General features: G+C 36.9%; 10 protein-coding genes and 2 tRNA genes. 5 read left to right on the top strand and 7 right to left on the bottom strand.

Translation table 11 applies throughout. The features are described 5' to 3' along the window. Window positions 1-2 precede the first annotated feature (2 nt). Window positions 3-1,775, bottom strand: a complete 1,773-nt coding sequence (locus ACEN25_RS07295; RefSeq protein WP_441802350.1) for an ABC transporter ATP-binding protein — start codon at window positions 1,773-1,775, stop codon at window positions 3-5. Then, complete coding sequence (gene truA, locus ACEN25_RS07300; RefSeq protein ID WP_441802351.1) at window positions 1,759-2,529, bottom strand: tRNA pseudouridine(38-40) synthase TruA; 771 nt, start codon at window positions 2,527-2,529, stop codon at window positions 1,759-1,761. Before truA ends, ACEN25_RS07295 begins: the two co-directional genes overlap by 17 nt. Window positions 2,530-2,619: 90 nt before the next feature. On the opposite strand from truA, the gene ACEN25_RS07305 reads away from it, so the two are divergent. Further along, the gene (locus ACEN25_RS07305; protein WP_441802352.1) at window positions 2,620-3,114 is read left to right on the top strand and encodes a metallophosphoesterase family protein; all 495 of its coding nucleotides are present in this window, start codon (window positions 2,620-2,622) and stop codon (window positions 3,112-3,114) included. 90 nt (window positions 3,115-3,204) lie between these two features. Here ACEN25_RS07305 and ACEN25_RS07310 read toward each other — a convergent pair whose 3' ends face one another. Further along, window positions 3,205-3,615: a DUF4293 domain-containing protein gene (locus ACEN25_RS07310; protein WP_441802353.1), complete on the bottom strand. Its 411-nt coding sequence runs from the start codon at window positions 3,613-3,615 to the stop codon at window positions 3,205-3,207. 210 nt (window positions 3,616-3,825) lie between these two features. On the opposite strand from ACEN25_RS07310, the gene rho reads away from it, so the two are divergent. Next, window positions 3,826-5,562: a transcription termination factor Rho gene (gene rho, locus ACEN25_RS07315; protein ID WP_441802354.1), complete on the top strand. Its 1,737-nt coding sequence runs from the start codon at window positions 3,826-3,828 to the stop codon at window positions 5,560-5,562. 352 nt (window positions 5,563-5,914) lie between these two features. Here rho and rpsT read toward each other — a convergent pair whose 3' ends face one another. The 4 genes from rpsT to proS form a co-directional block, all read right to left on the bottom strand. Continuing rightward, a complete protein-coding gene (gene rpsT, locus ACEN25_RS07320) occupies window positions 5,915-6,163 on the bottom strand; it encodes a 30S ribosomal protein S20 (RefSeq protein WP_028376284.1) in 249 nt (82 codons plus the stop codon). A gap of 23 nt (window positions 6,164-6,186) precedes the next feature. Then, window positions 6,187-6,258: transfer RNA gene (locus ACEN25_RS07325), tRNA-Glu, on the bottom strand. A 46-nt stretch (window positions 6,259-6,304) separates the two neighbouring features. Beyond that, a tRNA-Glu gene (locus tag ACEN25_RS07330) sits at window positions 6,305-6,376 on the bottom strand. Window positions 6,377-6,461: 85 nt separating this feature from the next. After that, window positions 6,462-7,934: a proline--tRNA ligase gene (gene proS / locus ACEN25_RS07335; RefSeq protein WP_441802355.1), complete on the bottom strand. Its 1,473-nt coding sequence runs from the start codon at window positions 7,932-7,934 to the stop codon at window positions 6,462-6,464. Between the two features lie 130 nt (window positions 7,935-8,064). Here proS and ACEN25_RS07340 point away from each other — a divergent pair, with 130 nt between their 5' ends. From ACEN25_RS07340 to folE, 3 genes are all read left to right on the top strand, one after another. After that, entirely contained in the window at window positions 8,065-9,201 is a 1,137-nt protein-coding gene (locus ACEN25_RS07340; protein ID WP_441802356.1) for a hypothetical protein, read from the top strand. 22 nt (window positions 9,202-9,223) lie between these two features. Then, a complete protein-coding gene (locus ACEN25_RS07345) occupies window positions 9,224-10,720 on the top strand; it encodes an OmpP1/FadL family transporter (RefSeq protein ID WP_441802357.1) in 1,497 nt (498 codons plus the stop codon). A gap of 173 nt (window positions 10,721-10,893) precedes the next feature. Beyond that, the gene (gene folE, locus ACEN25_RS07350) at window positions 10,894-11,574 is read left to right on the top strand and encodes a GTP cyclohydrolase I FolE (RefSeq protein ID WP_441802358.1); all 681 of its coding nucleotides are present in this window, start codon (window positions 10,894-10,896) and stop codon (window positions 11,572-11,574) included. Window positions 11,575-11,601: the final 27 nt, after the last annotated feature.

The following is an 11,601-nucleotide window of genomic DNA, read 5'->3' on the forward strand; positions in this document are numbered from 1 at the left end:
AACTAAACGATTTCTTGATTAGCCGCAAACTGAACTTCATAAAGATTGCGGTAATAACCACCCTCCTTTTGAAGGAGCTCTTTATGACTTCCTATCTCAACGATAACGCCTTTATCCATAACAATAATCTTATCTGCTTTCTTTATAGTAGCAAGGCGGTGTGCTATAACAATAGAAGTTCTGCCTTTTGTTATTTTATTTATCGCTTTTTGAATAAGCTGTTCGCTATTAGAATCTACAGACGAAGTTGCTTCATCAAGAACCAAAATTCCAGGATTGCTCACGTATGCACGTAGAAATGCAATAAGCTGTCGCTGGCCACTAGAGAGCATTGCCCCTCGTTCCTTAACATTATAATGATAGCCGTTAGGCAGACTACTTATAAAAGAATCTACACCAATAGCTTTAGCAGCTTCAATTACGTCTGCTTCAGTGATATTAGGATTATTTAAGGTTATGTTATTTAATATAGAATCTGCAAATAAGAATACATCTTGCAAAACAACAGCGATTTCAGAACGCAGCGAACTTAGCTTTACCTCTTTAATATCTATACCATCAATTTTAATTTTACCGCTATCTATTTCATAAAAACGACCTAGTAGATTAATTATCGTAGATTTTCCTGCACCTGTAGAACCTACAATGGCAACCGTCTCCCCTGCTTTTACTTCGAGGTTAATCCCCTTTAAGACTTCTTCATTAGAAATATAACTAAAACGCACATCTTCAAAAGCGAGATCACCTTTAATATTCTTTAAAATATGAGTTCCTTTATCTTCAATTCTAGAATCGGTATCTATTATGGCAAAGACCCGGTTTGCAGCTACCATACCCATTTGTAGCGTATTAAACTTATCTGCTATTTGCCTTAAAGGCGTAAAAAGCATTTGCGAAAATTGTATAAAAGCGGTAACTAAACCTATAGTTATAACATCACTTTGTGCTGCCCGCAGACCGCCGTACCATACCAAAAGACCAATTGTTATTGAAGTAACCATTTCTGCAACAGGAAAGAAAATCGAGTTATACCAGACCGTCTTATTCCAGGCGCGCATATGTTTCTTATTTATGCCATCAAATTTCTCACGCTCTATATCTTCTCTTGAGAAAATCTGTACGATTTTCATCCCGGTTACACGCTCCTGTACAAACGAATTTAAATTAGCTACCTGCGTACGTACTTCTTCAAAAGCGACTTTCATCTTCTTTTGAAAAATACGGGTTGCATAAAGTATAAAAGGTAGAATAACAAAAACGATGAGTGCTAATTGCCAGCTTTTATAAAGCATAACACCCGCAATAACAAGCATTTTGAGCATGTCACTAATTATCATAAATAGACCTTCGCTAAATATACTTGCTATGGTTTCAATATCATTAACAGCACGGGTAACCAGCCTACCTACAGCTGATTTATCATAATACTGCATTTTAAAGCGAATCATATGACCAAAAAGTTTCACACGAATGTCACGCACTACTTGTTGACCCAGCCAGTTTGCAAAATAAATAAATAGCAGTTGAAATAGGGATTCACCTAATAAAACAACCAGGGTAAGCTGAATATAATAAATTAAGCTATCAATATCTTTAGGCTGCATACCTTCATCTATGGCAAGCTCCAGATAGATAGGCCTTAATACAGCAAAAACAGATATTAATATTGCGGCAAAAGCCACAAAGTAAAGCCTTACGCGATATGGCTTAGTATAACCAAGCAAACGCTTAAAAAGCCCAAAATCAAATGCATTACCCTTAGTCTCTTCTGCCATCTATCTTAAAAATTTCTTCTGGATATTTAACTGCCGTTAAGTATAGCCCGTGTGCCGGTGCCGATGCTCCTGCTTCAGATCTCGATCTGCTCGCAATTATAGTTTTTACCTGCGAAGGCGCTATATTTTGCATCCCAACATCTAATAAGGTTCCTACCACAGCACGTACCATATTACGCAAAAAACGGTCTGCAGTAATTGTAAAAATTAATTGCTCGTCTTTACGTTCCCAATTCGCCTTAGTAATCTCGCAAAGATAAGTTTTCACGTCTGTATTTGATCTGCTGAAACATTTAAAATCTTGCTTACCGAGCAAGTGCCCTGCCGCAAGATTCATAAGATCTACATCAAGTTCTTTCTCAAAAAAATAAGATTGATTGTTTAAAAATGGATTCTTAGCCTGATGTAATTTATACTCATAACTGCGCGCAATGGCATCAAAACGAGCGTGTGCTTCTTCCCTAACAGGTAAAATTGAATATACAGCAATACTCTGGGGCATAAACCGGTTTAAACGGTGCTGCAAATGCTTTAAGTCTTCTTCTGAAAAAACAGTCTCTATATCAACGTGAGCAAAGAGTTGTTTTGCATGAACACCGGCATCTGTTCTACCCGCTCCGATAACAGCAACATCACCTCGTAATAATGTAGACAAAGCGTCTTCTAAAACCTCTTGCACACTTATACTATGGGGCTGCCGCTGCCAACCGTGATAGGGTTGACCATCATATGCTATCTCGATAAAATACCGCAATCTGTAGGTTTGTAATTAAGCCTGCAAAGATACATCTTTGCAGGAAGTCTTGATTCTTCTCAATAGATTTTGACAAAATCTGATTAATTTATGAAAAAAATTCTCCTCCTTAGTGACACGCATAGCTATATAGATGATCGTATTTTAGCGTATGCCCAAAAAGCAGATGAAATCTGGCACGCGGGAGATATAGGCAGTCTTGAAGTTACAGACGCCTTAAAAAAAATAAAACCCTTGCGGGCAGTGTTTGGTAACATAGATGATCACGAAATCAGGAATGAATTTCCTTTAAACAATAGATTTATCTTTGAAGGTGTTGATGTTTTGATAACTCACATTGGTGGTTATCCCGGTAGATACTCCCCGGCAATACGCGAAGAATTACGCGCAAACCCGCCTAAACTCTTTATTTGTGGTCACTCTCATATTTTAAAAGTAATGCCAGATCGCAAGCTTAATCTGTTACACATGAACCCTGGTGCAATAGGCATTCACGGCTTTCATAAAGTACGTACTATGCTAAGATTTACCGTAGGTAACGGAAACATAGAAAATCTCGAAGTTATTGAGATTGAAAGAAAATAAATCACACACGATCTAATTTAGATACAAAGAAAAACCCTGCAAGTTGGCATACTTACAGGGTTTTTGCACTAATTAACTAAGATAGTAGATCTATCGCAACCGGTCAACAGATTTTACAAGATCCTCATCCCGCTTAATTGCTTTGTTGGCCAAAGCGATAAAAACGATAGAAATGATGGGGATTAGCATCCCAATACCCTTCTCAGGAGCCGCCGCCCCTCCAGATAAGATTTGCGACTGGTAAACCAATACACCTAGCAAAATAAAGTTCAATATTATATTAAGTCGGCCCAGAACAAACTGAAGCTTTCTGTTTTTAAATAAAAAAATAGTAATCAAAGATAGTAAAGCGCTTCCAAAAAACAACCCTACTAACTCTAATTTATCAACAGCGTAAACTAAGTCACCTCCTGCTGTACTGTATACCGGAATAACAAAAAGCAAACACGCAGAAACTACTGCCGCAAGAAAAAGATAAATACTCTGTATACGTTGAATCATATATTCTATAAACCTGTTAAGGATCACAAAAATATAAACTTCTTTGAGACTAGAATCATTTAAATAAAAAATATTATCGTATAATTGCATTAGAAAGCCTAACCACTTCTTTGTTGGTTACTTACTTGCCGAAAAATTTCTTAGACCTTCTTCAAAATTTTTTGTCAGCTTTCAAATTCAATACGATACAGAAATTCATACTTATATTTAATGTTTAATATTTCAGAATTAAAAGCTAAGAAACTTCCCGAACTTCAGGAAATAGCTAAAGGCCTAGATATCCCCAAATACAGGACTTTAAAAAAACTAGACTTAGTATATAAAGTACTAGATCAACAAGCTGCAGATCCTAAAGCTGTGGCAGAAGTTATAGAAGTCTCCTCTACCGAGAAATCTACAAAACCGAATACTCCAGAGGTTCAAAAGACACCAAAACCAAGAGCTCAAAACAAAAACAATTCTAAGAATAATCGTCCTGAACGAGATAATTCTAAGAAACCAGAGCCAGCTGCTGCAGCAAAAAATGAGGATGTCAAGACAGAAAAACCTGAAATAAAAGAAGACAGACAGCGCAAACCAAGACCTGTAAAGTCTGAGTCTGATTCTTCTAAACAAAACGACAATAAGCCTCAAAAAACTAGAGCTCGTAACGAGAATTCTTCTAATTCTAATAACCGCTCTAATACAAGAGAAAGAGATACTAACGGTAATAGTAACAGTAACTCAAATAACAATAACAACTCTAATAATCGTAATAATAACCGCAATACAAACTCTGGCAATAACGGAAACAAAGACACGCGAAACCGTTACAGAGAGCCAGATTATGAATTTGAAGGACTAATTGAAAGCGAAGGAGTATTAGATATTATGCAGGATGGGTATGGCTTTTTACGCTCATCAGATTACAATTATCTATCATCACCAGATGATATTTATGTATCTCAGTCTCAAATCAGATTATTTGGATTAAAAACAGGAGATACCGTTCTTGGCGTAATTCGCCCACCTAAAGAAGGTGAGAAATATTTCCCACTTATTAAAGTGTCAAAAATAAATGGCTTAGATCCTAGTGTAGTACGTGATCGCGTTTCTTTTGAGCATTTAACACCTTTATTTCCTAAAGAAAAATTCAATATTGCAGACCGTCAAAGCACAATCTCCACTCGTGTGATGGATTTGTTTGCCCCTATAGGAAAAGGGCAACGAGGCATGATTGTATCACAACCCAAAACAGGTAAAACTATGCTTCTTAAGGATGTTGCAAATGCAATTGCAGCTAACCACCCAGAGGTTTATCAAATGATATTACTTATTGATGAGCGTCCTGAGGAAGTAACAGATATGCAACGTAATGTAAAAGGTGAAGTTGTAGCTTCTACTTTTGATAAGGAAGCTCACGAGCACGTACGCGTTGCAAATATTGTATTAGAGAAAGCAAAGCGCCTTGTAGAGTGTGGTCACGATGTGGTTATACTACTGGATTCGATTACGCGTTTAGCAAGAGCTTACAACACAGTACAACCTGCTTCAGGTAAAATTTTAAGTGGTGGTGTTGATGCTAATGCACTTCATAAACCAAAGCGTTTCTTTGGTGCTGCCAGAAATATAGAAAACGGCGGATCATTAACCATTATCGCTACTGCACTTACTGAAACAGGCTCAAAAATGGATGAGGTTATTTTTGAAGAATTTAAAGGAACCGGTAACATGGAGCTTCAGTTAGATCGTAAGATCGCAAACCGAAGAATTTTCCCTGCTATAGACCTTACTTCTTCAAGTACTAGACGAGATGATTTATTATTAAGTGATAACGCAATACAAAGAATGTGGGTAATGCGTAAATATCTTGCTGATATGAATCCTGTTGAAGCTATGGAATTTGTTAGCGAGCGCATAAAACAAACTAGAAATAATGAGGAGTTCTTAATATCTATGAACGGATAATAAGAGTTAAAATTTATTATAATAAAACCCGGTATCTCAAGATACCGGGTTTTTCATTTTATATTTTCTCATCCTTGAACTTTTAATGATACTTATATCCTGACTAATCAAATTAGACACCAACCTCGTTCATAAACTCAGAATTAGGTTAATAACCTCACTAAATAAAAAAGATCTTTAGAATCCCTATAAATGAATAAAACAAACTATCAATTCCTCTAAATTATAAATATTTAGACACCTTCAATTTTTAAAAGTACAACCCACATAGCGCACAAATAAATCTGAATTATAAAACAAAAAAAACGCCTACAATTGCTTGTAGGCGTTTTTAAGTTTTTAAAACAAGTTACTATAACGCATTCACGTGCTTAGCAAGTTGAGATTTTAAGTTAGAAGCTTTGTTATCGTGAATGATATTATTCTTAGCTAACTTATCAATCATAGAAACCACAGATGGAAACAAAGTTGTTGCTTCAGCTTTGTCTGCCTCACGCAATCTCTTCATTGCATTACGAGTAGTTCTGCTCTGGTAACGATTTCTTAAACGCTTTACTTCGCTATTTCTAATTCTCTTTAGAGATGACTTGTGATTTGCCATTATCTTGTTTTGTTTTTAAATTGTAGCCCGTAGGGGAATCGAACCCCTCTTACCAGGATGAAAACCTGGCGTCCTAACCGATAGACGAACGGGCCATTATGTCAAATATTTATGCTTTTAGGCGCACAACCAACCTTACTGTAGTCCGTAGGGGACTCGAACCCCTGTTACCAGGATGAAAACCTGGCGTCCTAACCCCTAGACGAACGGACCAATCTTTCGCTTAATTGCGGATGCAAAAATACACATATTTTTAGATCGTGCAATAGCTAATTGAATATTTTTTAAAAAAAATCAATTAATATGCCTTAGCAAAGAGAACACGCATTTTTGCAGGATTGCCGCTATAAACACACACACCCTCTTCCTCTTTGAAATTCAACGGAATACATCTAATTGTAGCTTTAGTTTCTGATTTTATACGCTCTTCACTTTCTTTTGTACCATCCCAAAATGCACTAACAAATCCTGTCTTATTTTCCAAAATATCTTTGAATTCATCATAAGTATCTACTTCGGTGATATGACTATCCCTAAAGTTCTTTGCCTTATCAAAAAGCGCTTTTTGCATTTCTGTAAGAAGTTCCTGTACACGATCTACTATAGCATCTTTAGAAACAGTTTCTTTAGTAAGGGTATCTCTACGCGCTAACTCAACGGTACGCTTCTCAAGATCTCTTGGGCCTATTGCTATACGCAATGGCACACCTTTAAGTTCGTACTCATTAAATTTCCAACCTGGTTTGTGTGTATCTCTATCATCATATTTAACAGAAACACCTAATAACTTAAGTTCACGCTGAAGCTCTCTTGCAACTTGCGAAATTGAATCTAACTGATCTTCTCCCCTATAAATAGGAACTATTACAACTTGTATTGGAGCAAGGTTAGGAGGTAATACGAGTCCATTATCATCACTGTGCGTCATTACTAAAGCTCCCATTAATCGCGTTGAAACACCCCAGGATGTTGCCCAAACGTGTTCCTGCCCGCCTTCTTTAGTTGCAAACTTCACATCAAATGCTTTAGCGAAATTTTGACCTAAAAAATGACTGGTACCCGCCTGAAGAGCCTTACCGTCCTGCATTAAAGCCTCAATACAATACGTATCTAAGGCTCCTGCAAAACGTTCACTTTCTGTCTTAGTACCTTTTATAACCGGCATAGCCATAAAATTTTCAGCAAAATCAGCATAAATACGCATCATTTGCTGCGCTTCTTCTATCGCTTCCTGTTGGGTAGCATGAGCAGTATGACCTTCTTGCCATAAAAATTCTGCAGTTCTTAAAAATAAACGTGTACGCATTTCCCAACGCACCACATTTGCCCATTGATTGATTTTTATAGGAAGATCTCGATAAGACTGAATCCACTTTCTATAAGTATCCCAAATAATTGTTTCAGAAGTTGGGCGAACAATTAACTCTTCTTCTAGTTTAGCATCGGGATCAACTATGATACTCCCATCTACATCATTTTTTAAACGATAATGTGTTACAACTGCACATTCTTTTGCAAAACCATCTACGTGACTCGCTTCTTTACTAAAATAAGATTTAGGAATAAACAATGGAAAATAAGCATTTTCATGCCCTGTATCTTTAAACATTCGATCTAATTCTGCCTGCATCTTTTCCCAGATTGCATAGCCATATGGTTTAATCACCATACAACCCCTAACACCCGAATTCTCAGCTAGATCAGCCTTTACAACCAACTCGTTATACCATTTTGAATAATCCTCTGCCCTCGTAGTTAAATTCTTTCCCATATATATTTATTTGGCACAAATATTGTGACTTTATCTTTAATTGAAAGTTTTGCAACATGTTTGTTAAATGCACAAAATTGACCGCAAAACTAACTAAATTTACAATGTACAACAATAAAATACGGATGATATGCGAAGCGCGAACTTTACTCTAACAACTTTTATAAAACCAGCAGTTGCTGCTGTTTTAACCTTAGTGGGATTTGTTTCCTGCGGGCCATCTCAGTATTCTATGAATGATGGAATCTATGGTACTAGCACTCGCATGTCTGACACCAATTATGAGCAGGAAGTAGCGAGTTCTAATGCTAATGTTTATGCAAATTATTTTTCTCAAGGTGCATCAGATTTACAAACAGCACAGGATGATGGATCAATATTTACAGATGTAGAATCTTACAGCTCAAATTCTCAGTATACTGATGAAAATGCGATATCTCAAGGAGACCTTGCCTACAATTCGAATGCAGGTTGGGGAGATACCTATGATGAGGTAATTGTAAATATATATCCATCATTTTACAATCAAATGGGTTTTGGTTTTGCGAGACCTTTTTGGGGTTATGGTGGTTTTGGTTATGGCCCTTATGGCTACGGAGGTTTTGGTTTTGATCCTTTCTTTTCAGGTTATGCCTGGGGAGGGTATCCTGCCTTTGGTTATGGATATGGTTACGGTTTAGGATGGAGATCGCCATTTTATTATGGGTATAATCCATATTTTGGATATGGCTATAGAAATTACCCATTTTACGCTAACCGATATTACTCCGGTTATAACAACGGGAGATATGCCTATGCGAACAACAGACGCTCAAACAACACCTATAGCACTAGTAGAACTGCAAATTCCCAATCTACTGTTACTTCAAGATCAAGAAATTCATCAGTAAATTACGCACGTACTAGTAGAACGTACAGCCGTAACAATGTAGGCGTAAATCCTACTTCTAGAAGTAATGCTTCGAGAACCTCTGCTAATACGTCGAGATCCAATTCTATTTATAATAGTACAGCACGTAGAAGCAGCAATACCACAAGAACTTCAACAAATTCTAATACGGTTATTAATAGATCTACAGCTACACCCTCAAGATCGGGCACGTACTCAAGAAGCAACTCTGCGAGCACTCCAGTAAGGAGTTCAGCTCCTGCTAGAACATCTGCTCCAACGAGAAGCGCTGCTCCGGCAAGAACATCTGCCCCTTCGAGATCAAGTAGTTCTGGATCGAGCAGAAGCAGTTCTGGAGGAAGACGTGGTGGCCGTTAATCAAACATCAAAATAATTTATAATGAAAAATATTCTCATACTCCTATTCATAGGTTTAAGTGGGCAGGTATTTTATGCCCAAACCGTAAGCGATGCGGTACGGTACAGTTCTCAAGACATAACAGGTACCGCAAGGTATCGTGGTGTTAGTGGTGCATTTGGCGCCTTGGGCGGCGACGTTTCTGCTATTAACAACAATCCGGCAGGTTCTGCAGTTTTTAATAAAAGCTTTGTATCATTATCCTTATCATCTGGAAACTATGATAACCAAACTTATTATAATGATGGTATCACGGTTTCTGACAAAACTGATATAGACTTAAACCAGTTTGGAGGTGTATTTGTTTCTCAAGGAAACGGTAAACTTAGAAAGTTTGCATTTAGCTTTAATTATGATCGTTCAAACGATTTTGACAATGGTTATGTGGCTTCAGGTACAAGTACAAATTCTATTGCAGATTACTTTTCAGGATATGCGCAGGGAATTCCTTTAGATCTTTTAGAATTGCGAGATGATGAAACTACAGCAAGTTTATATCAATTTTTAGGCGAAAATGAAAGTTTTGGTGCGCAACAAGCTTTTTTAGGATATCAGGGATATTTAATAAATCCTGAATCTGACGACATCAACAATACAAACTATACTAGCGCTCAAAACGGCAATTCGTTTGATCAGGAATATCAGTATTTAAGTTATGGTAATAATAGCAGATTTACATTTAACGCAGCAGCACAGGTTTCTGAAAATTTGTATTTGGGAATAAATTTAAATGCACATACATTTAATTTCAGAAAAGAAACCATCTTTTTTGAAGATGCAAATAGCGCTGCAAATGCGGTGTCTAGCACACGATTTGATAATGAGCTAAGAAGTTATGGTACCGGCGCATCCTTGCAACTAGGTGGCATTTACCATATTTCTCCTAGTTTGCGCTTAGGAGCGACCTATGACACTCCTACGTATTACACTATTTCTGAAGAAACTGACCAATATCTATCAACTAACGGAATTAATGGCAATGTCGTTTTATCTCCAAATGTCACTAACATATATGAAGATTATGATCTTCAAACACCCGGAAAAGCAACAGGTAGTATAGCATATATTTTTGGCTCTAACGGATTTTTAAGCTTTGATTACTCTTATGAAGACTATACATCTATGAAATACAGACCAGATAATGATGTCTTTTTTCAGCAAGTAAATGCAAATATTGAGAATCAATTAACGGGCGCCTCTACGTATAAAATAGGAGGTGAGTTTCTTTCTGGTGACTGGAGTTTTAGAGGAGGTTATAAATTTATAGAAAGTCCTTATAAAAACGATGCAATTTTAAGTGACCGTAGTGGTTACTCCTTAGGTCTGGGTTACGCGATAGGCAATGCACGAATTGATTTAGCATATGACTGGGCAAAACAGCAAAGTAATACAGCTTTGTATGATGGGGCATTTGCAAACACAGCATATATAGATACAATAAATACAAATATTGTCGCATCTCTCTCTTTTCAACTTTAAAGAATTTGCGCATAATATTAGAAATCCCTCAAAACACTATTTTGAGGGATTTTTTTTTGATTTATAGCTTTTTTAGACCAATTAAAACTGATGACATCAAGACGTTTTTAAATTGTTAAATTAACTATCTTTGCAAGCCTTTAGCCTAAGCAGCGACTAATAGCTTTATGAATATGAATTTTGAAAACGAAGAACTAAAAGCAATCGATGAAGCAGGTGATAATCACCACAGCTCTTCAGCCGAAACTCCCCTAAGAGAAGATGCTTTTGAAATGAGTGATGCTGAAAAAATTGCTCTTATTAAGGATGATGTAACTCACATTATGCAAACATTAGGCTTAGATCTTACAGATGACAGTTTAAAAGGAACTCCAAACCGAGTTGCTAAAATGTTTGTAAATGAGATATTTGGAGGTCTTAATCCACAGCGAAAGCCTAAAGCTTCAACCTTTGAAAATAATTATAAATACGGCGAAATGCTTGTAGAGAAAAACATTACTGTTTACTCAACCTGCGAGCACCACTTATTACCTATCGTAGGTAGAGCGCACGTAGCTTATATTTCTAACGGTAGCGTTGTAGGACTTTCTAAAATGAATCGTATTGTAGATTATTATGCTAAGCGACCACAGGTTCAGGAACGCCTTACGATGCAAGTGGTTCAAGAATTACAAAAGGCTTTAGGAACTCAGGACGTTGCATGTGTTATTGATGCAAAGCACCTGTGTGTAAATAGCCGCGGCATTCGCGATATTGAAAGCAGCACAGTAACAAGTGAATTTGGCGGAAGATTTAAAGAAGAATCTGTACGTCGTGAATTTCTAGATTACATTAAATTAGATACTGCTTTTTAAGCAACGTACTTCTCATTTAACATAAGC

It is taken from the genome of Leeuwenhoekiella sp. W20_SRS_FM14 (genome assembly GCF_052119605.1).
Lineage (GTDB): Bacteria > Bacteroidota > Bacteroidia > Flavobacteriales > Flavobacteriaceae > Leeuwenhoekiella.

Bases quoted from the DNA above. Each gene is read 5' to 3' on its own strand.
- ACEN25_RS07295 (WP_441802350.1), bottom strand. From the start codon at position 1,775: ATGGCAGAAGAGACTAAGGGTAATGCATTTGATTTTGGGCTTTTTAAG.
- ACEN25_RS07305 (WP_441802352.1), top strand. From the start codon at position 2,620: ATGAAAAAAATTCTCCTCCTTAGTGACACGCATAGCTATATAGATGAT.
- ACEN25_RS07310 (WP_441802353.1), bottom strand. From the start codon at position 3,615: ATGATTCAACGTATACAGAGTATTTATCTTTTTCTTGCGGCAGTAGTT.
- rho (WP_441802354.1), top strand. From the start codon at position 3,826: ATGTTTAATATTTCAGAATTAAAAGCTAAGAAACTTCCCGAACTTCAG.
- rpsT (WP_028376284.1), bottom strand. From the start codon at position 6,163: ATGGCAAATCACAAGTCATCTCTAAAGAGAATTAGAAATAGCGAAGTA.
- proS (WP_441802355.1), bottom strand. From the start codon at position 7,934: ATGGGAAAGAATTTAACTACGAGGGCAGAGGATTATTCAAAATGGTAT.
- ACEN25_RS07340 (WP_441802356.1), top strand. From the start codon at position 8,065: ATGCGAAGCGCGAACTTTACTCTAACAACTTTTATAAAACCAGCAGTT.
- ACEN25_RS07345 (WP_441802357.1), top strand. From the start codon at position 9,224: ATGAAAAATATTCTCATACTCCTATTCATAGGTTTAAGTGGGCAGGTA.
- folE (WP_441802358.1), top strand. From the start codon at position 10,894: ATGAATTTTGAAAACGAAGAACTAAAAGCAATCGATGAAGCAGGTGAT.